Below are 22,326 nucleotides of genomic sequence, written 5' to 3'. Positions count from 1 at the left end.
ACTCGGGCCAATGGCAACCTGAATGGGAATTCGACACCGGAATTCGTCAACACGTACCCGTCAATAAATACCCGTCAATTCAACGGAGTGATCGTGGGAAAGCTCGATGGCAAGGTAGCGGTGATCACCGGTGGATCCACCGGCATGGCACTGGCCGGCGCCAGACTCTTCGTCGAGGAAGGAGCGCACGTCTTCATCCAGGCCCGGCGGCAGGAAGCACTGGACGACGCCGTCGAGTTGATCGGCCGCAACGTCACCGCCGTCCAGGGCGACGCGGCAGACCTGGATGACTTGGACCGCTTGTACGCCACCGTCAAGCGGGAAAAGGGCTCGATCGACGTGCTGTGGGCCAGCGCCGGGACGGGCGAACCCGCCGCCCTCGGCGAGATCACCGAGGAACAGTTCCACCGCGCCTTCTGGCTCAACGCGCGCGGCACCCTGTTCACCGTGCAGAAGGCGCTGCCGCTGATCAACGACAACGGCTCGATCTTCATGACCGGATCCAACGCCTCTCTCGGCGCCTTTTCCGGCTGGAGCCTCTACGCGGGAAGCAAAGCCGTCCAGCAGGCCTGGGCCCGTGTCTGGCTCAACGAATTGCGCGACCGCAAGATCCGGGTCAACGTCCTGACTCCCGGCCAGGTCGCCACCGCCAAACAGGCAGAACTGTTCGACGAGACAACCAGGGCTGCATTCGAGTCCCTGATCCCCCGCGGAGAAATGGGACGCCCCGAAGAAATCGCCACCGTCGCCCTGTTCCTCGCCTCCGACGACTCCAGCTACGTCAACGGCCTGGAACTGGTCGCCGACGGCGGCACCACCGCCATCTGAACCACATCGTAGGAAGAGAGCACACCTCATGAGCAGCATCACCCTCATCGGTACAGGGAACATGGCCCGAACCATCGGCACGCTCGCGGTCGCGGGCGGCAACACCGTAGAGGTCATGGGACGCGATCAGTCCAAGGCCGACGACCTGGCCAAGGCTCTGGGCGGCGGCGCGACGACGGGCAAGTGGGGCGCCGTTCCGGCCGGGGACATCGTGATCACCGCCCTGTTGTACGACGGTGTCGTGCCGGTCGTCGCCGAGTACGCAGACGCCCTCGCCGGCAAGGTCATCGTCGACATCAGCAACCCCTTCAACGCCGCGTTCGACGGACTGGCCCACAGCGAGGAGACCTCGATCGCGCAGGAAGTCGCCAAGGTGGCCCCGGCCAACGCCCGCGTGGTAAAGGCGTTCAACACCATTTTCCGCAATGTCCTGGAGAAGGGCCGCCCCAATGTCTTCGTCGCCGGCGACGATGCGCGGGCCAAGGCGGACGTGGCGGAATTCATCGAGAGCCTCGGGCTGCGCCCGCTGGATGTCGGCGGCCTGAAAATGGCGCACTGGCTCGAAGGAATGGGCCTGGTCACGATGGGTCTCGCCGGCAACGGGGTCGGCCACTGGGACTTCGCCCTCGGCGTCGACGAATTCACCGGCTGAGCGCGCCCGCACCACCACGTGCCGCGCCACATCACACCAGTCGGTCTACTCACGAGGAGCAGTCGCATGCGCGTTTTCGTCACCGGCGGGACCGGTCATTCCGGTTCGTACATCGTCCCCGAACTCATCACCGCCGGACACGAGGTCACCGGCCTGGCCCGGTCCGACAAGGCCGCGGCGACGCTGTCCGCGCTCGGCGCGAAGGTGCGCCGCGGCGACCTCCAGGATCTCGACGGGCTCAAGGAGGCGGCCGCGGACTCCGACGGCGTCATCCACGTCGCGCACCGGCAGGACCTGCTTCCCTCCGGCGGGCTCGACGCCGTGGCCGCCGCGGAGCTCCCGATCATGCTCGCGTACGGCGAGGCACTCGCGGGAACGGGAAAGCCGCTGGTCGCAGCGGGGAGCATAGGTTCGCCCGGGCAGCACCTGGGCCGGCCGGTCACCGAGGAGGACCCGGCCCTTCCCGGCGGCGACGAGTACAAGGGCACCCTGCGGGTGCGCAACGTCGTGGAAACCGCCGTAATCGGCCTCGCCGAGCGGGGAGTGAGGTCTTCCGTCGTACGGATCGCCAACATCGCGCACAGCACGACCGATCGCGCCGGCTTCCTCGTGCAGCTGATCGCGCTCGCGAAGGAGAAGGGCTTCGTCGGCTACCCCGGAGACGGCACGAACCTGTGGAACGCCGTGCACATCCGCGATGTCGCGTCCTTGTTCCGCTTGGCGCTGGAGAAGGGGCCGGCCGGCAGATACTGGCACGCGGTGGACGACGGTGCCGTCCCGCTCCGCGCAATCGCCGAGGCCATCGGCAGCCGCCTGGGCCTGCCCGTCGTGAGCATTCCCGCGGACGTACTGATGGTGCCGGGATACTTCGGTTTCCTCGCGAACATCGTCACGCAGAACTACCCGGCGTCCAGCCTCATCACCCGCCGGACCCTCGACTGGGAACCGTCCCAGCCCGGCCTGCTCGCCGATCTGGACAACGGCCACTACTTCTCCACCAGTTGACGGTCCCCCGTCCCCCCCCGCCCCCGGTCATTCGATCTCCTGGTAGGGACCGCCGGCAGTACCTCGAGCAGGTCGGAACCCGCACCCCCTACATCCAATTGCGCTGCGGTCGTTGCGCAGAGCGGTTTCCGGGGACCGGGACGTTCACGCGGTAGGGCAGGCCCGCCGCGTGCAGGATTTTGCGTACGGCTACTTCGGGAGCTGTGTCGCGCGAGGCCCGGCGGCTCATGCGGGCCGACACAGCGGCCGAGGACGGGGCGGGGTCGGGCATGGAGGGCATTGTGCCGCTCCCTGGCGGGTTCTCCTGGCGGTCCCCTCCACCTTGGCTGTCAGTGGTCGTGCTTAGGGTCTCGGGCCATGGGGTTCTCGGGTTCATTCATCGTGGCGCGTGCCGATCGGCCTGTGACGGAGTTGGGGGCGATGAGCGCGTCGTCCTGTGCTGCGGTCTGGTGGGCGCGGGACGGCGGATGGCAGATCGTGGAAACGGATCTCATGGAGGATCCTGACTCGTCGATCGTCGATGAGACCGCGGCTCCGGTGATGGTCTGCCACGTGGTCGACAGCGACTTCGTCACCGTTCAGGCTCACAGCCCCGGTGGCGTGTCATGGCAGTGCGCGTTGTCTCCGGTCATGGCGCGGGACTACGAATTTCCGGAGGAGTGGATCGGGATCCGGACGTGGTGGCCGAGCGGGCAGTCGCGTGGGCTCGGGAGGCTGGTCTCGATCCGGTGCCGGCGGAGGTGAGAGCTGCCCTGGTGGCGGAGTGTGATCCGTTGGCCGAGGACCTGGTCTTTCAGCTCGCCCGCGCATTGGGGTTCCGGTTCAACGAGGGGGAGCGGCTGGGGTAGTTGCTCTGTCGTCCGGTCAGTCGTCGAGTGCCGGGCCGGGCTTCGCCTGTCGGACCGTTGTTGTCCAGTAGCCCTCCACCGTTTGCGTGCCCCGGATGTGGTGCGGGTGGAGCGGGCGGGCGCCCTGGGGTGGGCCGAAGGGGGCCGTGAGCGCGGGGGAGAGGCGGGTGCCCGTTTCGCCGTTGAAGGGGTAGTAGGTGTTCTCGGTTTCGTCGTGGTGGCCCGCGAAGACGTACTGCCGGCCTTTGCGGGGGAGGACCGCGCCTCCGTCGGCGGTGAGCGAGCCGTTCGGGGTGCGGTAGGCCAGGGTGCTTACCGTTACCAGACCGGATGCCTGGCCCTTGAAGGTTCTGTCTACGCGGACCTGCCAGTGCTGTTCCACCTCGCCCTGCTGGTCTGTGTTCCTCTGGAGAGTTTTTCGGAGGGCTGTGCCGTGGAAGATCTCCGGGGAGGCCGCTGCCAGGTATTCGTCCTTCGACAGGTCTGTGGCCAACAGTGATTCGGTGGTGGGGTGTTCGGTTTGCGTTGTGCAGGCCGCAGCGCCGAGGAGTAGAGCGGCTGCCGCGGTGATGGCGGCCGTGGTGGTGCAGGTCATCAGGTCCCCCAGATCCGGTGGTAGTCGCCGCGGTCGCGGCGCGTGGGCTTGTTGTCCGCCGTGTCGCGCGCTTGGCGGCCCATGATCGTGGCCCACCGGTCCGGATTTTTGTGGCACAGGCCCAGGGCGTGGCCGAACTCGTGGGATGCGGCGAAGCGGCGCCACCAGGGGGTGTCGTAGTCCCCGGGGCTGTTCTTCTTCAGGTAGCGGTCGTTCATGTAGATCACGTCTGTCATGCCGGTGTTCGGGTTGCGTGCGTACGTGGCCAGGGCGTCGTCCTTCTTGTTCTTGTCCTTCCAGATCAGGTCGTTGCTCGTGTTCCAGGCGTCGGGCCTGATGGCGACCCGGCGCAGGCCGTTGCCGTTCCACACCCTGTGGGCGTGAGCGCGGGCGTCGTCGTACTTCGACTCCTCCGTCCAGCGGATCTCGTGGTCGTCCACGGCGCTTCGGTGCGGTGAGTCATGGCCCTCGCGGCCCACGCAACGCGCGGGACCGGAGGCTGAGTTGGCGTGGGCCGGAGCAGTTGACGTCGTTGTGGCGAGGAGCGTTGCTGTCGCCAGGGCCGTCGGCCAGGTCGTCGTGGTGATCATGTTCTACATGAACGGCGAACTCCCCGAGTGCGAAACGGGGTTCCGTCGCTCTTGTGGGTGTGGTCCGGGACACGGCATCCGGCGCGTGCGCCGTGGCACACTCCGCGCGTGCCTTCCTGGATAACCCCGCGCCGCCTCGGCGTCACCGCCGTCCTGTACGCCGTCTTCGTCGGTGGCTGGTTTCTCGGTCAGCCCCTCGCGGGCGTCGGCTGCGACTCCTCCCAGCCCGACTACGCCTCCGACGCCTCGACTGAGTTCGGGGAGCCCGGTGATGTTTCGCGTGACGTCAGCAGGGTCGTGGGAACGGCCGTCACCTACGACATCGTCTCTACGCAGGGCCTGTGCCGGTGGGAGCCCCGGCCCCGGCTGGTCGCCTGGGTGCTCGGGGACTGGCGCTGAAAAAGCGTTGGATGTTGTGGCGGGCGTGCTGCTAGCGTCCGTAGCACCGTGACGACGTACGAGGAGGTGGGACCCATGAACGCTGTATTCACGTGGGTGCTCTCTCTCCCGCCACGGCCGTGCGACTGACGTAGACGTCGCCGGGAGCGCCTCGACACATCAGGCACTCCTGAGAGGCAGAACGTCATGGAATCTATTCTCTTCAGCGCACAGACATCTTCGGACGGCGTCCTCGAACGCGACTTCACCCTGGGCGACATTGCCGGGGTTCTGTGGTCGCCCACGTCCCCCGCATCCGACCGTCCCACCCCCCTCGTCCTCATGGGGCACAGCGGCGGCATGCACAAGCGGGCTCCGGGGATCGTTGCCCGGGCCGAGCGTTACGTGAGCGACTACGGGTTCTCCGTCGCCGCCATCGATGCCCCCGGGCACGGCGACCGGCCCCGTAACCGCCGCGATCAGCAGTGGGTCGACGAGCTCATGCGTACCCGGGACGCCGGCGAGTCCATCGCGCCCGTCGTCGCCGAGTTCAACGCGTCCCTCGCCCAGCGCGCCGTGCCCGAGTGGCAGGCCACTCTCGACGCGCTCCAGGCGCTGCCCGAGATCGGCGTCGAAGCGCCCGTCGGGTACGGCGGGATGACCTTGGGGACCGCGGTGGGGCTGTTGTTGACGGCCGTTGAGCCTCGGATCGTCGCCGCGACCCTGGGTGGGGTTCTCGTGTACGACGATCTCGTCGAGGCCGCGCGTGCGATCACCGTTCCCGTGGAGCTTCAACTCCCCTGGGACGACGAGGAGATCAGGCGTGAGGGCGGGCTGGCGCTCTACGACGCCATCGGGTCCAAGGAGAAGACCTTGCACGTCAACCCGGGGCGCCACAACCAGGTACCCTGGTTCGAGATCGACAACTCCTCGCGCTTTCTTCAGCGGCACCTTGGATGGGGCGGCACGTTGCGGAGGTGATCTCGACTGACGGGTGTCGGTGCTTGTCCCGCAACCCTGGAGTTGCGCGAGAGGGGGTGATGTGCAACTCTTGGGTTGCATCACCACCCCCTCTCATCGTGACGAAGGAGTTCCTCATGAGCGCGGACCGGATCGAGTGCGACACCCTCATTGCCGCATCCCTGGAGCGCGTCTGGGACCTCGTGCTGCAGCCCGGGTTCTGGCTCGACGAACACGCCATGGCCGGGGTCGTCGCCAAGGAGGGGGATTCGATGGTCGTGAAGAGCGCCGAGCACGGCGACCACCCCCTCCGGGTGGAGAAGATCGACCCGCCCACGTACATCGCGTACCGCTGGAACAGCGCCTACAGCCCCGATCCGGTGACCGACGACAACAGCACCCTCGTCGAGTTCACCCTCAGCCGGGAGGGTGACCGGACGCGACTGCGCGTCGTTGAGAGCGGGTTCGCCACGCTCGCCGGGTCCGAGGAGCTGCGCGCCAGCAACTACCAGGACCACAAGGGTGGTTGGCCCGTCGTGATCGACTCGTTCCGGGTGCGCGTCGAGAGGTCCTCGGCGTGAGCGACGGGCGGCGCGGCAGGGACGAGACCGTCGACTCCGTCCTCACCGCACTCGCCGACCCGACCCGTCGGCGGCTGCTCGAGATCCTTGCCGCGCGGGGCGAGGCCACCGCGACGACCCTCGCCGAGCCGTTGCCCGTCTCCCGTCAGGCGGTGGTCAAGCACCTCGCCGTACTGGACGCCGCCGGGCTCGTCTCCGGCGGGCGGGTCGGGCGCGAAGTGCGGTACGCCGTACGGCCCGAAGCCCTCGACGTGACCGCCCGCTGGATGTCCGCGCTCGCCGCCGACTGGGACCGGCGACTGGCCACCATCAAGCGCCTTGCCGAGGCCGCCGAGGCCGCCGAGGCCGCTGAGACCGACGAGCGGTCGGCCTCGTCCGACTGATTTTCATTGCGAGTTGAAGGGGTGTCTCCCATGGATTCCGCAGCACTGCGCGCCGCCTACGACCGACTGCTCGACGCCGCCGCCTCCCCCGGCCTCGGTGAGGCGAGCGACGGCGGGTGGGATGCCGATCACGTCCTCGCCCATCTCCTCAGCGTCGACGCCACCGTCGCGGCCGTCGCCCTCGGCGTCGTCGCGGGGGCGCGGCCCACCTTCGACAACCGGATCACCCTCGACGAGTGGAACCTCCGGCGCATCATCGCCGAGCACGCGGGCCGGGCCGATCTCATCGCTCATGTACGCAGCCAGGCCGGCATCCTGTGCGACATCGCCGACCGGCTCGGCAAGGACGCCGCCGCCGTTCTGGTGCCGTCGATCCTCTTCTCCGGCGGAGAACTTGCCCTGGACCAGCCCCTCTCCGTCGAGGGGCTCATCGACGGACTCGCAGGGGATCATGTGCCGCGTCACACCCAGCAGCTTCTTGATCTTCGCTGAGCGGAGTGGAGCGACGTGACGTGAAGTGGCGTGAGGGGAGCTGCCCTGTGGCGGCTCCCCTCGGCGTCGTTCTACGGGTTCGGCGTCCCATGGCAGTCCCTGTACGCATCCCCCGACCCGCACCAGCACGGCGCCGTCCGCGCCGGCGGCCACGGGATCGCCCGGCCGCGCGCGGCGAGGGTCGTCGCGTACTGGGGCAGCAGGTCCACGTCCGCCGGCTGCGTCGACTCCGATGCGGCGAACGCTTCGTACGACGGGACCGTGCCCGTCACGATGCCCAGGTTCTGCGTCCCCGTCTGGCGCAGCTCCCGCAGTGACGTCTCCACGTCCAGCAAGTGCGCCTCGTGCGTGGGGTATTCGTCCCCCAGACGCGGGTACGCCGTCGTCAGCTCCGTGAGCTCCGACGCCGTCCAGTGCAGGATCGCCACCGGGAACGGGCGCGACAAGGCTGCCCGGTACGACCCCAACTCCGCCTGCAGACGCCTGATTTCGGCCCGCAGCTCCTCCGGGTTGTCCGAGCCCAGCGCCCACAGCCGCTTCGGGTCGTGCAGTTCGTCCAGCGGCACCGGCGACGTGTGCGCCGTGTCCGCGAGCGCGTCCCACTCGTCGTGGGGGAGCGCGAGCAGCCGGCGTACGCGATGCCGGCCCGTGAGCAGCGACTGGGAGGTGTACGGGACCGGCTCGGCGGGGTCGATCAGTTTCTCCGCCGCCGAGGTGAAGGCGGTGTGCGCCGCCTCCAGCTCGTCGTGCGTCTCCAGGGTCTCCGCGATCACGGCCCACGCCGCCGGGGTGTCCGGGGACGCGGCGCGCAGGCCCTCGATGATCGCGCGGGCCTCCGGCTCGTGGCCGTACTCCCAGAGGTTGGCGGCCTGGAGGGCCTTGATCAGTGAGGCGTCGTCGGGGTCGGACTGGAGGAGTTGGTCGTAGAGCGTCGTGGCACGGGGGCGGTCGTCCGCCAGTTCCAGATGGGCCGCGGCCTGGAGGAGCAGCGGCTCCTGGTCCTCCGGGTACTGCGCCGCGGTGCGCAGCAGGCGCTCGGCTTCGGCGATGTGGTCGGCAGGCGTGTCGGGGCGCATGCACCACACCGTACTGCCGCGTGATGGGACGCGGTCAGGATGTGGTGGGGATGTGGGCAATGACCCACGTGAGAGTGGCGCGGCTCTGGAGAGTTGCCGGGCCAGGGCCTATCGTGCGCGCCGTGCGGGAGCGGATAGCGGGAGTACCGGTGGTCGTGCAGCGGCACGCGTCCCGGCGGCGTGCGGGTGCGCTGCGCGGGCTGTGGGTCGGGGCCGAGGCGGCGGTGACGCTCGGGGTCGTCGTACTGCTGCTCGTGGTGCATCAGCTGTGGTGGACCAACCGGGAGGCGCGGGCCGCGGCCGGGCACAAGGTGCAGGCGCTGGAGCGGGAGTGGGGCGACAGCAGTCCTGGGACCGGGACCGGGCCCGATCCGGCTGCTTCCGGTGCTCCTGCGCCCGATCCTTCGTCCGATGCGGGTTCGGGTTCGGGTTCGGGGGGTGCCAAAGGTTCCGGTTCCGGCGTACGGAAAGAATCGGCGCCCTCCTGGGACCAGGCCTTCGCCGTCATCCGTATCCCCAAGCTCGGGGTCGTCGCCCCCATCGCGCAGGGCGTGGGCAAGCAGAACGTCCTCAACAAGGGATATGTCGGGCATTACGTCGGCACCGCCCTCGCCGGGCAGCCCGGCAACTTCGCCCTCGCCGGCCACCGCAACACCCATGGCGAGCCCTTCCGTTACATCAACCGGCTCAGCCGCGGCGACACCGTCGTCGTCGAGACCCGGACCTCCGTCTTCACGTACGTCGTCGACAAGGGCCTGCCCCAGACCTCCTCGCGCGACGGAGGCGTCATCGCCGCCGTGCCGCGCTCCATCGTCAAGCCGTCGTACGGCTACAGCGCCGCCGGGCACTATCTGACCCTCACCACCTGCACCCCCGAGTACACGTCCAAGTACCGGCTCGTCGTGTGGGCGAAGTTGCAGTCGACGCGCCCGCGATAGCGTGATCGCCGTGCTCAGACGTCGTCCTCATCTCCTGTGGTTGCTCGTGCCCTACGTGCTGTTCGTGGGCGCCCTGCCGTTCGTCAACCGCGTCCAGCCCGTGATCCTCGGGCTGCCGTTCCTCTTCGCTTGGCTGATGGGGGCGACGCTCGTCACGCCCTTGCTGGTGTGGCTCGCGCGACGAGGCGATCAGCGGGGTGACCGGCGATGAGCAGCGACGCGGCGATCGCGACCTCCGTCTTCGGCGTCTTCATGGTGGGCACCGTCCTTCTCGGGCTGCTCGCCGTACGCGGCGGCCGCGGCGGCGGCCTCACCGCCTGGTCCGTGGGCGGCCGCAGCCTCGGCTCCGTCTTCATCTGGGTCCTGATGGCGGGCGAGGGCTACACCAGCTTCAGCTATCTGGGCGCGGCGGGCTGGGGCTACAACTACGGGGCCCCGGTGCTCTACGTCGTCGCGTACATGTCCTGCGGATACGCCGTCGGCTACGTCGTCGGGCCGATGCTCTGGTCCTACGCGCGCCGGCACGGCCTCGTCGGCATCACCGACATGATCAGCCACCGCTACGGAAAGCCCTGGCTGGGCGCCGTCGTCGCCGTCCTCGCCACCGTCTTCCTTCTCCCGTACATCCAGCTGCAGATCACCGGCATGGGCGTCGTCGTCTCGACCATCTCGTACGGTTCGATCAGCCTCAACTGGGCCTATTTCATCGCCTTCGCCGTCACGACCGGCTTCGTCGTCGTCAGCGGCCTCAAGGGCAGCGCCTGGGTCTCCGTCCTCAAGGACGTCCTCGTCATCGGGACGCTCGGCTTCCTCGCCTTCTACGTCCCCTTCCACTACTTCGACGGATACGGCCCCTTCCTCGACCGCCTCGTCGCCGAGAAGAGCGACTGGCTGACCTTCCCCGGCCACGGCGACAGCGGCTTCGGCCAGGCCTGGTACGCGACGACCACCGTCCTCAACTCCCTCACCGTCGTGATCTTCCCGACCACCGTCGCCGGCTACCTCGGCGCCCGGAACGCGGACGTCCTGCGCAAGAACGCCGTCTGGCTCCCCGCGTACAACATCCTTCTCTTCGTCCCGATGCTGCTCGGCATGGCGGCCCTTTTCGTCGTCCCCGGCCTCGTCGGCGCCGAGTCCAACCTCGCCCTCTTCAAGCTGGTCGTCGACTCACTGCCCGCCTGGGCGGTCGGCGTGATCGGGGTCGCGGCCGCGCTGTCCTCCGTCGTCCCCATGGCCGTCTTCATGCTGGTGATCGGGACGATGTGGGGCCGCAGCGTGCTCTCGCTCGTACCGCGCTGGAACGAGCGCCAGAAGGGCGCCTCGCAGGTGGTGGTCGTCGTCGCGGGGACCCTCGCCCTGGTCATGACGTACACCGCGCCGAACACCCTGGTCCGCCTCTCCCTGATCTCGTACGAGGGGATGGCGCAGCTCCTGCCGATGCTGCTGCTCGGCCTGGTGTGGCGGCGGCTGACCCTCCTCGCCGCCGGGAGCGGGCTCGTCGTGGGCGTCGCCGTCGTCTGCTCGCTCGTCTTCACCGACCGCGACCCGGTGTGGGGCGTCAACGCCGGGATCGTGGCCCTGGCCGCCAACCTCGCCGTCGCGCTCGCCGTGACGTACGCGGGGCGGCCGGACCGGGATCCGCGGCCGGACTCCGAGGTGCTGGCCTCCGATCCGATCCTGGAGGACAGTCGTGTATAACGGCTGAAGGTCTGTTTTTTCGCGGGAGAGGAGGGGTGCCATGTTCGGTCGACGTGTACGTGTGTCGGCAGCCGGTCTGCTGCTCTTCCTCCTCGCCGATGTGCTGCTCGCCGAGGGCGGCACGCTCACCTCCGCCGTCGCACTCGCCGCCACCGCCGCGGTCGGATCCGCGCTGGCCGCGTGTGCGCTCGTCGCCTCGCGCAATGTGCCCGCGGTGCCGCGGACGCGCGTCCGCACCGCCATCCGCGACCGGGAACGGCGTACCGCCTTCCTGCCGCAACGCGATCCCGACGCATCGGGGCGGCCCAGGCCGCGAGCTCCGGGACGTCTCGTCCCGACGGCCGCGTAGGACACACCTCTTCTCCGGTTCTCCCCGCGGTCCGTCACGCCGACATCTCCTGCCTGTCCGGCTTATGACGAGACCCCTCGGAGGGCTCCCGTGTCCGCATTCATGTCCGCTTTCGCCAGCCTGGTCGCGCACCTCGCCGATCTGCTCGACCCGCTCTTCCACGGAGCCTCGATGGCCGCCGCGATCGTCCTGTTCACCGCGTGTGTACGGCTCGCGATCCACCCGCTCTCCCGCCAGTCGGCCCGCGCCCAGAAGGCACGCGCCGCGCTCGCGCCCCAGATCGCCGCGCTGCGCAAGAAGCACGGCAAGGACGCGCAGAAGCTGCAGAAGGCGACGATGGAGCTGTACGCGGCGGAGAAGGTCTCGCCGCTGGCCGGCTGCCTGCCGAGCCTGCTGCAGATGCCCGCCTTCTTCCTGATGTACCACCTCTTCGAGTCGACGAAGATCGGCGGCAAGGCGAACGTGCTGCTGGAGCACTCGCTGCTCGGGAGTCCGCTGGGCGGGACGTGGCGCGGGGCGCTCGCGGACGGCGGGGTGTTCGGGTCCGAGGCGGTCGTCTATCTGGTGCTGTTCGCGATCGTGGCGGCGGTGGCCACGTTCAATTACGGGCGTACGAAGCGGATGATGGCGGCCAGTGCGGCCGCTGCGCCGGCGCCGAGTTCATCGGATGTTCCGGGGGCGGGCGCGATGAGCGCGATGACCAAGGTGATGCCGCTGATGTCCTTCATGACGCTGTTCACGGTGGGCATCGTGCCGTTGGCCGCGGCGCTGTACGTGGTGACGAGTACGACGTGGTCTGCAGTGGAAAGGGCCTACCTTTACCGGGACATGGTGCCCTCAGCGGCGGTCCTTGCTACTCCGATGTAAAGGTCCGGGTGGTGAACAGGGTCTTGCGGAGTGGACGCCGGGCTTAGAGGATCGACCAGTCCTCCGATGACCGCTACTCGTCGGCCCGGACAGTCTCTAGTCCAAGGAGTTGACTGACCATGAAGCTGCTGCGAGTCGGTACGGCCGGGAACGAACGCCCTGCGCTGCTCGACGAGGACGGAACGCTGAGGGATCTGTCCGGGATTGTCCCGGATGTGAACGGCGAACTGCTCGGCGACGCGGGCGCGATGACGCGCGTACGGGAGGCGGCTGCGGGCGGGGAGCTGCCGGTCCTGGACGCGGACGGGCTCCGGGTCGGGCCGCCGCTGGGGCGGATCGGCAAGATCGTGTGCATCGGGCTGAACTACCACGACCACGCGACGGAGACGGGCGCGGCGATCCCGGCCGAGCCGATCCTGTTCATGAAGGCCCCGGACACGGTGGTGGGCCCGGACGACACGGTGCTGGTGCCCCGGGGGTCGGTGAAGACCGACTGGGAGGTCGAGCTGGCGGTCGTCATCGGGCGCACGGCCCGGTACGTGGGCGAGGACGAGGACCCGCTGTCGTACGTGGCGGGGTACGCCGTCGCCCATGACGTGTCCGAGCGCGCCTTCCAGATCGAGCGCGGCGGGCAGTGGGACAAGGGGAAGAACTGCGAGACGTTCAACCCGCTGGGGCCGTGGCTGGTGACCGCCGATGAGGTGGGGGATCCGCAGGCGCTGGGGCTGAAACTGTGGGTGAACGGGGAGCTGAAGCAGGACGGGACGACTGCGGAGCAGATCTTCGGGGTCGCGGAAGTGGTGCGGTACCTGAGCCAGTTCATGACGCTCTACCCGGGCGATGTCATCAACACGGGGACGCCGGCGGGGGTCGCGCTCGGGCAGCCCGAGCCGAAGCCGTATCTGCGGGCGGGGGATGTCGTGGAGCTGGAGATTGCTGGGCTGGGGCGGCAGCGGCAGGAGTTGAAGGGGGCGTAGGGGTTGGCGGGGGTGGGGCGGGGGCTTGCGTCCGGGGGGTGCCCCGAGCCCTGGCCCCAGACCCCGCTCCTCAATCGCCGGAGGGGCTGGATACGGGCATCTCAAGCCCGTCCGGCGATTGAGGACAAGCGGCCGAAGGTCGCGTACGGGGTGCAGGGGGCGAAGCCCCCGCAGGGGCGGGGCTCGGGGGGTCTGGGGCGCAGCCCCAGTTTCGGGAAGGGGCGGGATCGGGGAGCCCCTCTGCTTGAACCCGCGCCATCACCCCCGCGCAAACCAATGGTCAAGCCCGCAAAACCCGCCGCCCCAAAGCCAGTTGACCCGCCTATCGTCACCCCCATGACGACCTCAACCTCCACCTGGGCCGACATCAACGGCATGGCCGCCTACATAGCAAGGCCCGCCACCCCCGGCACCCACCCCGGCGTCATCCTCGCCCCCGAACTCTTCGGCCTCGACGAGAACATCCAGGCCACCGCCCGCCGCCTCGCCGCCCTCGGCTTCACCGTCGTCGCCCCCGACTTCCACCACCGCACCCAGCCCCGCGCGGCCCTCGCCGGCGACGAAGCGGGCCGCAAGCGCGGGTTCGAGCTGCTGACGCTCCTTACCCGCGACGGCGTCCTCGCCGACGTCGAAGCCATCATGAACCACCTCCGCGCACACGAAGGCACCGGCGACCGCATCGGCATGGTCGGCTTCAGCGCCGGCGGGCACATGGCCTACCTCGCCGCCGCCCGCCTCCCCCTCCGCGCGGTCGCCACCGTCTACCCGGGTTGGCTGACCGTCACCGACATCCCGCTCTCCACCCCGGAGCCGACCCTCACCCTGACCTCCGGGATCACCGGGCGGCTCCTCTTCCTCGTGGGGGACGAGGACCACGTCATCAGCCCGGCCCAACGCGCCCGGATCGAAGCCGAGTTGAAGGCATCCGGCGTCCGCTACGACTTCGTCGTCTACCCGGGCGCCGGTCACCCCTACCTCTTCGAGGGCCGCGAGACCTACGACGAGGCCGCGGCCACCGACACCTGGCGCAGGGTGGAGGAGTTGCTCAGCTCGCTGCGATGAGGCGCTCCAGCGCCTCCACCACCATCGCGTGATCCTCCACCTGCGGCAGCCCCGACACGGTCACCGTGCCGATCACCCCCGCCCCCTCAACCACCAGCGGGAACGAACCCCCGTGCGCCGCAAACAAATTGGCGTCGAGCCGCGAGTCCGTCTCGAACGTCTTGCCCTTCTCGCGGAAGCGCGTCCCGACGAGCAGCGAGCTCTCGCCGTAGCGCGCCACCACCGCCCGCTTCCGGTCGATCCAGCCGTCGTTGTCGGCGGAGGAGCCGGGCAGCGCCGCGTGGAACAGCTGCTGCGCGCCCCGGTGGATGTCGATCGCCACCGGGGCCTTGCGTTCCCTGGCCAGATCGGTCAGGAGCGTGCCGAGCGTCCAGGCGTCCTCGTACGTGAAACGGGGCAGCGTCAGACGCAGCTGCTGCGCCTCCAGCTCGGCCACCGTCGGCGGGGTCGTCGTCACAGCTGCACCGTGATTCCCTCGGCGGCGCTGCGACGCGCCGCTTCTAGTACGTCCAGCGCGGACGCCGCCTCCTCCGCGGTGACCGGGGGCTTCGCACCCGTACGGAGCGACTCGGCGATCCCCGCGTAGTACGCCGGGTAGTCGCCGGGCAGCGTCCGGACCGGGCGGCCGCCGCCCGTCAGCGGGGACTCGCCGGAGCCGACCCGGCCCCAGAGCGACTCGGGCTCCTCGCCCCAGCCGCCGGCCGCGGCCGGGCGCTTGCCGTCGCGCAGGGCGGCCTCCTGGGGGTCGAGGCCGTACTTCACGTAACCCGCCGAAGAGCCCAGCACCCGGAAGCGCGGGCCCAGTTGGGCCGTCGTCGCCGAGACATAGAGGTGCGAGCGGACCCCGCCGGCGTGCGTGATCGCGATGAACGTGTCGTCGTCCGCGTACGCGCCGGGGCGGCGTACGTCCGACTCGGCGTACACGCTCACCGCCGGGCCGAAGAGCACCAGCGCCTGGTCGACGACGTGGCTGCCGAGGTCGTACAGCAGTCCGCCGATCTCGCTCGGGTCGCCCGACTCGCGCCAGCCGCCCTTGGGCTGCGGACGCCAGCGCTCGAAGCGCGACTCGAAGCGCTGGATCTCGCCGAGCTCGCCGTCGGCGATCAGGGCCCGGAGGGTGAGGAAGTCGTTGTCCCAGCGGCGGTTCTGGAAGACGGAGAGGAGCAGGCCCTTCTCCTCGGCGAGGGCCGCCAGGTCGCGGGCCTCGGCCGCCGTGCCGGCGATCGGCTTGTCCACGACCACCGGGAGGCCGGCCTTGAGGGCGGCCGTCGCGACGGGGATGTGCGTCTTGTTCGGGGACGCGATGACGATCAGGTCGAGCTCGTCCGCGTGCTGCCACAGGTCGTCGGCGGAGTCGACGAAGCGGACGTCGGGGAACTCGGCGCGTGCCTGCTCCTGACGCTCCGGGTTCGACGTGACGACCGTGTCGAGGACCAGGCCCTCGGTGGCGGCGATCAGAGGGGCGTGGAATACGGAGCCCGCCAGGCCGTAGCCGACGAGGCCCACACGGAGGTCACGGTGGTCATGGGGAGCAGTCATGCCATCCACTTAAGCAACGCTGTTGCCAAAGTGCAAGCGCAGTGGAGAATGTCCCTGTGAACAGGGACAACAGTGGGGTGAATCTGCCGGCACTGCGCAGCCACAACGCCGCGCTGGTGCTGGATCTGCTGCGAATGGCGGCAGAGGGCGGCATCAGCAGGCTGGAGCTGGCCGAGCGCACCGGTCTCACACCGCAGGCCGTCAGCAAGATCACGGCCCGGTTGAGGGACGAGGGCCTCGTCACGGAGGCCGGCCGCCGCGCCTCCACGGGCGGCAAGCCGCGTACGGTGCTGCGGCTCGTGCCGGGGGCCGGCCATGCGGTCGGGCTGCACCTCGACCGCGACGAGGTGACCGCCGTCCTGGTCGACCTCGCCGGGACGGTCGTCGGGGAGCAGCGCGGGGAGCTGGACTTCGGGGCAGGGGTCGCGGCGGTCGCCGACACTGCCGTACGAGAGGTCGACGCGCTCGTCGCGGAGAGCGGCGGATGCGGGCCCGTGCTCGGGGTCGGCGTCGCCACCCCCGGGCCGCTCGACCACGAGGCGGGGGTGCTGCACCGGGTCACCGGGTTCCCGCAGTGGAACGGGGTGCCGCTGCGGGAGGTCCTCGCGCAGAAGCTCCGGAGCACCGTCGTACTGGACAAGGACACCAACGCCGCCGCCCTGGGCCTCGCACTGCGCGGTCAGTGTGGTCTGGGGGCTGCCGACTCCTTCGCGTATCTGCACCTGGGCAGCGGGCTCGGCGCCGGGCTCGTCCTCGGGGGCGCGCTCTACCGGGGCGCGCGCACCGGGGCGGGCGAATTCGGCCACCAGACGATCCTTATCGGCGGCCCTCCGTGCGGCTGCGGCGGACGCGGCTGCATCGAGGCGCTCTGCCTGGGCGCGGTCGAGCGCGGGGACGTGGCGGCCGCCGCCCGGTTCCTGGGGGCGGGCGCCGCCAACCTCGCCGGGCTGCTCGACATCGACCGGGTCCTGCTGGGCGGACGTACCGTCGACGCCCATCGTGACCTGTTCGTACGGGGAGTTGGCGCCGTACTGGAGGAACGGGCCCGCAGGGAAGGGGGCGTGGCCGCCGTGCCGGTCTCGGCCGTCGACGGCGGGCGGGGCATGGTCGCCGAAGGGGCCGCACAGTTGGTCCTCGCATCCGTATTCGGCCGGGGAACTATGGCGTTTCCCGCCAATCGGAAATGACTGAAAATGGGCTGACCGAGGGGGATTCGAGGGCTATTCGGCCGTACGGGTTCGTGGCGTTCGTGGCCGACCGCGCGCGCGTGGGAGTGTCACGGAACACGACCGGGTGATCACCCGGTGGTGTTCGTCCGCTCGTGAGCAAGGGTTCTTCATGCGACTGCGCAGTGCGATTGCCTTCGGCGTTACCGCAGCCTCTCTGGCCCCTGCCGCCCTCGGTGCGGCGTCCGCCGTGGCGGCCGACGGGGGCCTCGTCGACCAGCAACTCTGTGTGGTGACGGGCCTGTTGGGCGCGCAGCCGGACGCGAGCTGCGGGGACGGCGGCGCCGCCCAGACGGACACCACCAGTGAGACGGAGAACGGCGTACAGACGCTGCAGCCGGCCGATCAGCCGGCCGCGGATCAGCCCGCCGGGGACCAGCCTGCAGTCGATCAGCCGGCAGCGGATCAGCCGGCAGCGGATCAGCCCGCCGCGGACCAACCCGCAGCCGACCAGCCTGCGAACGTGCCCGTCGCCCCGCCGTCCAAGGACATCGTCGGCGACACCACCGACACCGGGCAGGGCATCACGCCCGTCATCGCAGAGGACGCCCCCGCCGACACCTCCTCGGACACCACCACCCAGGCGGTGCCCAAGCCGCGCCGGCAGCCGGTCGCCACCGTGCCCCAACTGGCGCAGGACGAAGTCCTGAAGGCCGATCAGGCCCCGGTCTGCGGCGCCTCCGGCGACAGCGCAGAGTTCCCCGTCGACACCAAGATCCACGGCGGCCCGACCGAGTACAACGCGGGCGGCGGCTACAAGACCTGGTACATCGACATGACGAACACGGCCAAGGAGAGCTGCCACAACATCCACCCCGTGGTCGTCTTCGTCGACCGGGACCGCACGCTCAAGTCCCAGCAGGTCCAGATGGAGTTCTTCGACGAGAGCACCGGCAGCTGGCGCCCCATCCCCTTCACGGCCACCGACGAGGACGAGCACATCGGCGTCTTCGACGACGGCTTCCCGGGCTTCGTCATCGGCGCGGGCGAGACCCTCACCGTGAAGGTACGGCTCGCCTTCACCAGCGACACCGCCCCCAACGAAATCGTCGCCAACGCCGCGATCGTGCAGCGCCAGGGCGACGACGGCGACTGGGTCGGCGAGTCCAACGACTACCGCTTCTCCATCCTCGGTGCCTCCGGCATCAGGCCCGGCGCCGGAAGCGCCGAGCTCGCAGAGACAGGCCCGAGCTCCCTGCTCGGGCTTGGGGCCACCGCCGGCGCCTTCCTCCTCGGCGGCGGTGCCCTTGTGGTGGGTTCTCGGCGCCTTCGTACGAAGGGGCGCTGACCAGCCGGCCCACCACGCTCCGGAAGCAGTGCCCGCGTCGCCCCAGCCGAGCAGTACCGGTGGCGCGGGCGCCGCTGTGTGCGGGGCCGTTCAGGTTCGGATGAGAACATCCCGGCGTGGACTACCCGAATGACCAGGCACCTGGCGCACCCGTCCGCTCCGGCATCCCGGAGCACGGCCGCATTCCCAAGTACTACGCGGTCAAGGCCCAAATCGCGCTGCTGATCGACGAGTTGGGCGAGGGCGGACTGCTGCCCACCGAGCGCGATCTCGCCCTGCGCTACGAGGTCTCGCGCGAGACCGTACGGCAGGCGCTGCGTGAACTCCTCCTGGAGGGGCGGCTGCGGAGGCAGGGGCGCGGCACGGTGGTGGCCGGGCCCAAGCTGGAGCAGCCGCTGTCGCTGGCGAGCTACACCGAAGGCGTACGGCGGCAGGGGCGGCGGCCCGGGCGCCATCTGATCTCGCTCGACCGCTTCCCCTGCCCGCAGGCGCTCGCCGCCGAGATGGGGTTCGCGCGGGGCGAGGAGGTCTGGCACCTGGAGCGGGTGCTGCTCGCGGACGACGAGCGGGTGGGGCTCGAGAGCACGTACATCGCGGTGGCGCGGGCGCCCCGGCTGGACGTGGACTTCGAGCCGGACTCGTCCTTCTACTCGTATCTGCGGGAGAGGCTCGGCATCGGCTTCGGGACCGCGGACGAGCGGATCGAGACCGTACTGGCGACCCCGCGCGAGGCGCTGCTCATCGGGACGCCGCCCGCGCTGCCGATGCTCCTGATCCACCGGCTGTCGCGGGACACGGGCGGGCTGCCGCTGGAGCGGGTGCGGACGCTGTTCCGGGGGGACCGGTTCAGCTTCACGACGCGTCTCGGTACACGCCGATAACAGACTCGTAACGGGTCTAGGCCAGCCTTGGGGGGCTGTTCACCGTGCCGTTGCCGAGAGGTCGGCAGCGGGTCACTCCCCCCGAGGAGCGTGTCCGCCGTGAGAGTCATAGTCGTTGGAGCCGGCGTCGTGGGAACCATGCACGCCTGGCACGCAGTGGAACGCGGCCACGAGGTCGTACAGATCGAGCGCGAGAGCGAGGCGCGGGGAGCATCCCTCCGTAACTTCGGGCAGGTGTGGGTCAGCGGGCGCGCCGGGGGCGAGGAGCTCGAGACCGCCCTGCGGGCCCGGGTGCTGTGGGAGGAGATCGGGGAGCGGGTGCCGGGGCTCGGCTTCCGGGCCAACGGGTCGCTCACTCCCGTACGGGGAGAACTCGAACTCGCCGTCGCCGAGGCCGCGTTGAAGCGGGGTGATGCGGAGGCGCGCGGGTATCGGGTGGTGAGCGCTGCTGAGGCGCGGGAGATCAATCCGGCGCTGCGGGGTGATTTTGAGGCTGCGCTGTGGTGCGAGCGCGATGCCGCTGTGGAGCCTCGGGTTGCTCAACTGGAGCTGAAGAAGGCGCTGTTGGCGTCCGGTCGGTACACGTATCTCGGCGGGCGTGAGGTCCGGGAGGTCGTGGGCGAGCGTGCCGTGCGTGACGACCACGGGGACGTTCATGCCGGGGATGTTGTCGTGCTGTGCACCGGGGCCTGGCTGGGTGGGCTGGTGCGTGAGCTCGCGCCGGAGCTGCCTGTGCGGCGGGTGCGGCTGCAGATGATGCAGACCGAGCCGCTGGGGGAGACGCTCACTACTTCTGTGGCTGATGCGGACTCCTTCCGGTACTACCCGGCGTACGCGGGAGAAGCGCTGGACGCGCTGAATGCCGGGCAGGCGCAGGATCCGGTGGCTGCCGAGCACAAGATGCAGCTGCTGATGGTGCAGCGGCGCGACGGCGGGCTGACCATCGGCGACACCCATGAGTACGAGCACCCCTTCGCCTTCGACGTGCGGGAAGAGCCGTACGCGCACGTCGCGCGGGTGGCGGAAGGGTTCCTGGGGCGGCCGCTGCCGAAGATCCGGCACCGGTGGGCCGGGGTGTACGCGCAGTGCACCGACACGACGCGCGTTGTTCACCGGGAGCAGGTCCGCGACGGGGTGTGGCTGGTGACCGGGCCCGGTGGGCGCGGGATGACCTGCTCGCCCGCCATCGGAGAGACCACTGCCAACGAGCTGGGCTGGTAAGGGAGTTGCTGGGGATGAGTGCAGGTATTCACAAGCTGGTCGTGCTCGACATGGCCGGGACGACCGTTGCCGACGGTGGACTCGTCGAGGAGTCGTTCGCTGCTGCGGCGCGGACCATGGGCGCCGATCCGGAATCGATGATCGGGTACGTGCGCGCCACGATGGGCGAGTCGAAGATATCCGTCTTCCGGCACCTCTTCGGGGGTGACGAGGGGCTGGCGCGGACCGCCAACTCCGCTTTTGAGGCGGCGTACGGGGAGCGGGTCTCGGCCGGGCTCATCGCGCCGGTGGACGGGGCCCGGGAAGCGATTGAGCAACTGCGAGGGGAGGGGCGGGTTGTCGTACTGAGTACGGGGTTCGCGCGGGTCACCCAGGACGCGATCCTCACGGCGCTCGGGTGGGAGGACCTCGCGGACTTCACGCTCTGCCCGGCGGATGCGGGGGGCCGGGGGCGGCCGTACCCGGACATGGTGCTTGCCGCGTTTCTGCGGGCGGGGGTTGCGGACGGCGTGCGGGAGGTCGTTGTGGCCGGGGACACCTCGTACGACATGGTGAGTGGTGTGCGGGCGGGGGCCGGTGTGGTGGCGGGGGTGCTCACCGGGGCTCATGGCAAGGCGCAGCTCGTGGAGAACGGGGCCGGGTTCGTGCTCGGGTCCGTTGCTGAACTCCCGGGGCTCTTGGGTGAGTTGGAGCGGGCGTCGTGAGCAGCGGGATTCGGTTCGAGTCGGTCTCGGTCGCGTACGGGAAGAACGTGGTTCTTGACGCGCTGGACCTGGTGGTCGAGCCCGGGGAGGTCATGGCGCTGCTCGGCCCTTCGGGGTCCGGGAAGACGACGGCGCTGCGGGCCGTCGCGGGATTCGTACGGCCGGTGTCCGGGCGGGTGCTGATCGGGGGGCGGGACGTCACTGCTCTGCCGCCGCATCGGCGGGGGATCGGGATGGTCGTGCAGCAGTACGCGCTGTTTCCCCATATGAAGGTCGCCGAGAACGTGGCTTTTGGGCTGCGGGCGCAGAAGGTTGCGCGGGGAGAGATCGCGGGGCGCGTGGCCGAGGCGCTGGAGATGACCGGGATGGGGGCCTACGCGGCCCGGTATCCGCGGGAGCTCTCGGGCGGGCAGCAGCAGCGGGTCGCGATCGCGCGGGCGCTGGCCATTCGGCCGGGGGTGCTGCTGCTGGATGAGCCGCTGTCGGCGCTGGACGCGCAGCTTCGGTCGGGGATGCTGGCTGAACTGGCGCGGCTGCACCGGGAGTTGCCGGACGTTTCTATCTTGTACGTCACTCATGACCAGGTCGAGGCGCTGACGTTGGCGGACCGGATCGCGGTCATGGACCGGGCGCGGCTGCGGGACTGCGGGACGCCGCAGGAGCTTTATCGGCGGCCTCGGACGGAGTTCACGGCTTCGTTCGTGGGCAATGCGAATTTGCTGCCGGTGGTGGTGGGGCCGGGTTCGGGGTCTGTCTCCTTCGGGGAGACGGAGCTGGCTGTCGCTACGGGGGGTGGGGCTTCTGTCGGGGCTTCGGCGACTCTGTGCGTACGGCCGCACCTGGTGGGTCTGGGCGATGGCCCGAACGCGCTGCACGGGAAGGTCACGGAGGTGCAGTGGCGGGGGTCTACGCACCGGCTGTTCGTGGATGTCGACGGCCATCGGGTGAAGGCGGACGTGCGGGAGTTGCGGGTGACGCCGGGGCTGGGTGATTTGGTGACGCTGCATTTCGCCGCGGACGATGCGGTGTTGCTGCCGGCGGGGGCGGGGGTCTCCGATGTCTGAGCGTGATGGTGGCGCGGTGGGTGCGGCTCCGTCGGGGGTGGGTCCCCTGGGGGTTCCCACCCGCACCGCCCGTGCAGGAGGTGGGGAAGGTACGGGTTCCCCTGTGCGGGGTGGCTCGCCGTCG

Annotated in this window: 28 protein-coding genes; 22 read left to right on the top strand and 6 right to left on the bottom strand. The window is 69.9% G+C overall.

Annotated elements, in window-relative coordinates; translation table 11 throughout:
• The first annotated feature begins 93 nt into the window (after window positions 1-93).
• From OG707_RS13370 to OG707_RS13360, 3 genes are all read left to right on the top strand, one after another.
• Entirely contained in the window at window positions 94-828 is a 735-nt protein-coding gene (locus OG707_RS13370) for an SDR family NAD(P)-dependent oxidoreductase (RefSeq protein ID WP_329117782.1), read from the top strand.
• 28 nt (window positions 829-856) lie between these two features.
• On the top strand, window positions 857-1,480 hold the full coding sequence (locus tag OG707_RS13365) for an NADPH-dependent F420 reductase (protein WP_329117780.1): 624 nt from the start codon (window positions 857-859) through the stop codon (window positions 1,478-1,480).
• A gap of 66 nt (window positions 1,481-1,546) precedes the next feature.
• Window positions 1,547-2,485: an SDR family oxidoreductase gene (locus OG707_RS13360; RefSeq protein WP_329117778.1), complete on the top strand. Its 939-nt coding sequence runs from the start codon at window positions 1,547-1,549 to the stop codon at window positions 2,483-2,485.
• An 88-nt stretch (window positions 2,486-2,573) separates the two neighbouring features.
• Here the strand turns inward: OG707_RS13360 and OG707_RS42440 are convergent, their stop codons facing one another.
• Complete coding sequence (locus tag OG707_RS42440) at window positions 2,574-2,756, bottom strand: hypothetical protein (RefSeq protein ID WP_443071325.1); 183 nt, start codon at window positions 2,754-2,756, stop codon at window positions 2,574-2,576.
• A 149-nt stretch (window positions 2,757-2,905) separates the two neighbouring features.
• Here OG707_RS42440 and OG707_RS13350 point away from each other — a divergent pair, with 149 nt between their 5' ends.
• Entirely contained in the window at window positions 2,906-3,229 is a 324-nt protein-coding gene (locus tag OG707_RS13350) for a hypothetical protein (RefSeq protein WP_329117776.1), read from the top strand.
• 120 nt (window positions 3,230-3,349) lie between these two features.
• On the opposite strand, the gene OG707_RS13345 is transcribed toward OG707_RS13350, so the two are convergent.
• Together OG707_RS13345 and OG707_RS13340 are read right to left on the bottom strand one after the other, a co-directional pair.
• Window positions 3,350-3,928 carry a hypothetical protein gene (locus OG707_RS13345; RefSeq protein ID WP_329117774.1) on the bottom strand — a complete coding sequence of 193 codons (579 nt, stop codon included), beginning with the start codon at window positions 3,926-3,928 and terminating at the stop codon, window positions 3,350-3,352.
• Window positions 3,928-4,518 (bottom strand): hypothetical protein, encoded by a 591-nt coding sequence (locus tag OG707_RS13340; protein WP_329117771.1) that lies wholly within the window; start codon window positions 4,516-4,518, stop codon window positions 3,928-3,930. The genes OG707_RS13345 and OG707_RS13340 overlap by 1 nt, the downstream gene beginning before the upstream one ends.
• Window positions 4,519-4,626: 108 nt before the next feature.
• Here OG707_RS13340 and OG707_RS13335 point away from each other — a divergent pair, with 108 nt between their 5' ends.
• The 5 genes from OG707_RS13335 (at window position 4,627) to OG707_RS13315 (ending at window position 7,312) form a co-directional block, all read left to right on the top strand.
• Window positions 4,627-4,917: a hypothetical protein gene (locus OG707_RS13335; RefSeq protein ID WP_329117769.1), complete on the top strand. Its 291-nt coding sequence runs from the start codon at window positions 4,627-4,629 to the stop codon at window positions 4,915-4,917.
• Window positions 4,918-5,103: 186 nt separating this feature from the next.
• Window positions 5,104-5,877 carry an alpha/beta hydrolase gene (locus OG707_RS13330; protein ID WP_329117767.1) on the top strand — a complete coding sequence of 258 codons (774 nt, stop codon included), beginning with the start codon at window positions 5,104-5,106 and terminating at the stop codon, window positions 5,875-5,877.
• 116 nt (window positions 5,878-5,993) lie between these two features.
• A complete protein-coding gene (locus OG707_RS13325; RefSeq protein ID WP_329117765.1) occupies window positions 5,994-6,437 on the top strand; it encodes an SRPBCC domain-containing protein in 444 nt (147 codons plus the stop codon).
• On the top strand, window positions 6,434-6,820 hold the full coding sequence (locus OG707_RS13320) for an ArsR/SmtB family transcription factor (RefSeq protein WP_329117763.1): 387 nt from the start codon (window positions 6,434-6,436) through the stop codon (window positions 6,818-6,820). The genes OG707_RS13325 and OG707_RS13320 overlap by 4 nt, the downstream gene beginning before the upstream one ends.
• A 30-nt stretch (window positions 6,821-6,850) precedes the next feature.
• Window positions 6,851-7,312 (top strand): hypothetical protein, encoded by a 462-nt coding sequence (locus OG707_RS13315; protein ID WP_329117762.1) that lies wholly within the window; start codon window positions 6,851-6,853, stop codon window positions 7,310-7,312.
• Window positions 7,313-7,383: 71 nt separating this feature from the next.
• Here the strand turns inward: OG707_RS13315 and OG707_RS13310 are convergent, their stop codons facing one another.
• Window positions 7,384-8,388: an SEC-C metal-binding domain-containing protein gene (locus tag OG707_RS13310; RefSeq protein ID WP_329117759.1), complete on the bottom strand. Its 1,005-nt coding sequence runs from the start codon at window positions 8,386-8,388 to the stop codon at window positions 7,384-7,386.
• Window positions 8,389-8,510: 122 nt separating this feature from the next.
• Between OG707_RS13310 and OG707_RS13305 the strand changes: the two genes are divergently transcribed.
• From OG707_RS13305 to OG707_RS13275, 7 genes are all read left to right on the top strand, one after another.
• Entirely contained in the window at window positions 8,511-9,326 is an 816-nt protein-coding gene (locus OG707_RS13305; RefSeq protein WP_329117757.1) for a class E sortase, read from the top strand.
• A gap of 1 nt (window position 9,327) precedes the next feature.
• Window positions 9,328-9,537, top strand: a complete 210-nt coding sequence (locus OG707_RS13300) for a DUF3311 domain-containing protein (protein ID WP_329117755.1) — start codon at window positions 9,328-9,330, stop codon at window positions 9,535-9,537.
• On the top strand, window positions 9,534-11,024 hold the full coding sequence (locus OG707_RS13295; RefSeq protein WP_329117753.1) for a sodium:solute symporter family protein: 1,491 nt from the start codon (window positions 9,534-9,536) through the stop codon (window positions 11,022-11,024). The genes OG707_RS13300 and OG707_RS13295 overlap by 4 nt, the downstream gene beginning before the upstream one ends.
• A 40-nt stretch (window positions 11,025-11,064) precedes the next feature.
• Window positions 11,065-11,373, top strand: coding sequence for a DUF6412 domain-containing protein (locus OG707_RS13290; protein ID WP_329117751.1), 309 nt, complete (start codon window positions 11,065-11,067; stop codon window positions 11,371-11,373).
• A gap of 90 nt (window positions 11,374-11,463) precedes the next feature.
• A complete protein-coding gene (locus OG707_RS13285; RefSeq protein ID WP_329117749.1) occupies window positions 11,464-12,240 on the top strand; it encodes a YidC/Oxa1 family membrane protein insertase in 777 nt (258 codons plus the stop codon).
• Window positions 12,241-12,359: 119 nt separating this feature from the next.
• Complete coding sequence (locus OG707_RS13280) at window positions 12,360-13,217, top strand: fumarylacetoacetate hydrolase family protein (protein WP_329117747.1); 858 nt, start codon at window positions 12,360-12,362, stop codon at window positions 13,215-13,217.
• Window positions 13,218-13,553: 336 nt separating this feature from the next.
• Window positions 13,554-14,279, top strand: coding sequence for a dienelactone hydrolase family protein (locus tag OG707_RS13275; protein WP_329117745.1), 726 nt, complete (start codon window positions 13,554-13,556; stop codon window positions 14,277-14,279).
• Here OG707_RS13275 and OG707_RS13270 read toward each other — a convergent pair.
• Entirely contained in the window at window positions 14,263-14,736 is a 474-nt protein-coding gene (locus OG707_RS13270) for a heme-degrading domain-containing protein (RefSeq protein ID WP_329117744.1), read from the bottom strand. The two genes, OG707_RS13275 and OG707_RS13270, sit on opposite strands and share 17 nt — an antisense overlap.
• Window positions 14,733-15,818: a Gfo/Idh/MocA family oxidoreductase gene (locus OG707_RS13265; RefSeq protein WP_329117742.1), complete on the bottom strand. Its 1,086-nt coding sequence runs from the start codon at window positions 15,816-15,818 to the stop codon at window positions 14,733-14,735. The genes OG707_RS13270 and OG707_RS13265 overlap by 4 nt, the downstream gene beginning before the upstream one ends.
• Window positions 15,819-15,874: 56 nt before the next feature.
• Between OG707_RS13265 and OG707_RS13260 the strand changes: the two genes are divergently transcribed.
• From OG707_RS13260 to OG707_RS13235, 6 genes are all read left to right on the top strand, one after another.
• Window positions 15,875-17,005 carry an ROK family transcriptional regulator gene (locus OG707_RS13260; RefSeq protein WP_329117740.1) on the top strand — a complete coding sequence of 377 codons (1,131 nt, stop codon included), beginning with the start codon at window positions 15,875-15,877 and terminating at the stop codon, window positions 17,003-17,005.
• A gap of 151 nt (window positions 17,006-17,156) precedes the next feature.
• On the top strand, window positions 17,157-18,332 hold the full coding sequence (locus tag OG707_RS13255) for a hypothetical protein (RefSeq protein WP_329117738.1): 1,176 nt from the start codon (window positions 17,157-17,159) through the stop codon (window positions 18,330-18,332).
• Between the two features lie 116 nt (window positions 18,333-18,448).
• Complete coding sequence (locus OG707_RS13250) at window positions 18,449-19,213, top strand: GntR family transcriptional regulator (protein ID WP_329117736.1); 765 nt, start codon at window positions 18,449-18,451, stop codon at window positions 19,211-19,213.
• 99 nt (window positions 19,214-19,312) lie between these two features.
• Entirely contained in the window at window positions 19,313-20,434 is a 1,122-nt protein-coding gene (locus OG707_RS13245) for a TIGR03364 family FAD-dependent oxidoreductase (RefSeq protein ID WP_329117734.1), read from the top strand.
• Window positions 20,435-20,448: 14 nt separating this feature from the next.
• Entirely contained in the window at window positions 20,449-21,138 is a 690-nt protein-coding gene (locus OG707_RS13240; RefSeq protein WP_329117732.1) for an HAD family hydrolase, read from the top strand.
• A complete protein-coding gene (locus OG707_RS13235; protein WP_329117730.1) occupies window positions 21,135-22,202 on the top strand; it encodes an ABC transporter ATP-binding protein in 1,068 nt (355 codons plus the stop codon). The genes OG707_RS13240 and OG707_RS13235 overlap by 4 nt, the downstream gene beginning before the upstream one ends.
• The last annotated feature ends 124 nt before the right edge of the window (window positions 22,203-22,326 follow it).

The organism is Streptomyces sp. NBC_01465 (genome assembly GCF_036227325.1).
Classification (GTDB): domain Bacteria; phylum Actinomycetota; class Actinomycetes; order Streptomycetales; family Streptomycetaceae; genus Streptomyces.
Note: the sequence above shows the minus strand (reverse complement) of the source record. Positions and strands in the feature narration are given on the sequence as shown.

What these genes read in the sequence shown, in the direction of transcription:
- OG707_RS13265 (WP_329117742.1), bottom strand. Translation starts at nt 15,818, where the DNA reads ATGACTGCTCCCCATGACCACCGTGACCTCCGTGTGGGCCTCGTCGGC.
- OG707_RS13330 (WP_329117767.1), top strand. Translation starts at nt 5,104, where the DNA reads ATGGAATCTATTCTCTTCAGCGCACAGACATCTTCGGACGGCGTCCTC.
- OG707_RS13340 (WP_329117771.1), bottom strand. Translation starts at nt 4,518, where the DNA reads ATGATCACCACGACGACCTGGCCGACGGCCCTGGCGACAGCAACGCTC.
- OG707_RS13295 (WP_329117753.1), top strand. Translation starts at nt 9,534, where the DNA reads ATGAGCAGCGACGCGGCGATCGCGACCTCCGTCTTCGGCGTCTTCATG.
- OG707_RS13290 (WP_329117751.1), top strand. Translation starts at nt 11,065, where the DNA reads ATGTTCGGTCGACGTGTACGTGTGTCGGCAGCCGGTCTGCTGCTCTTC.
- OG707_RS13345 (WP_329117774.1), bottom strand. Translation starts at nt 3,928, where the DNA reads ATGACCTGCACCACCACGGCCGCCATCACCGCGGCAGCCGCTCTACTC.
- OG707_RS13360 (WP_329117778.1), top strand. Translation starts at nt 1,547, where the DNA reads ATGCGCGTTTTCGTCACCGGCGGGACCGGTCATTCCGGTTCGTACATC.
- OG707_RS13280 (WP_329117747.1), top strand. Translation starts at nt 12,360, where the DNA reads ATGAAGCTGCTGCGAGTCGGTACGGCCGGGAACGAACGCCCTGCGCTG.
- OG707_RS13255 (WP_329117738.1), top strand. Translation starts at nt 17,157, where the DNA reads ATGCGACTGCGCAGTGCGATTGCCTTCGGCGTTACCGCAGCCTCTCTG.
- OG707_RS13275 (WP_329117745.1), top strand. Translation starts at nt 13,554, where the DNA reads ATGACGACCTCAACCTCCACCTGGGCCGACATCAACGGCATGGCCGCC.
- OG707_RS13365 (WP_329117780.1), top strand. Translation starts at nt 857, where the DNA reads ATGAGCAGCATCACCCTCATCGGTACAGGGAACATGGCCCGAACCATC.
- OG707_RS13325 (WP_329117765.1), top strand. Translation starts at nt 5,994, where the DNA reads ATGAGCGCGGACCGGATCGAGTGCGACACCCTCATTGCCGCATCCCTG.
- OG707_RS42440 (WP_443071325.1), bottom strand. Translation starts at nt 2,756, where the DNA reads ATGCCCGACCCCGCCCCGTCCTCGGCCGCTGTGTCGGCCCGCATGAGC.
- OG707_RS13310 (WP_329117759.1), bottom strand. Translation starts at nt 8,388, where the DNA reads ATGCGCCCCGACACGCCTGCCGACCACATCGCCGAAGCCGAGCGCCTG.
- OG707_RS13315 (WP_329117762.1), top strand. Translation starts at nt 6,851, where the DNA reads ATGGATTCCGCAGCACTGCGCGCCGCCTACGACCGACTGCTCGACGCC.
- OG707_RS13350 (WP_329117776.1), top strand. Translation starts at nt 2,906, where the DNA reads ATGAGCGCGTCGTCCTGTGCTGCGGTCTGGTGGGCGCGGGACGGCGGA.
- OG707_RS13240 (WP_329117732.1), top strand. Translation starts at nt 20,449, where the DNA reads ATGAGTGCAGGTATTCACAAGCTGGTCGTGCTCGACATGGCCGGGACG.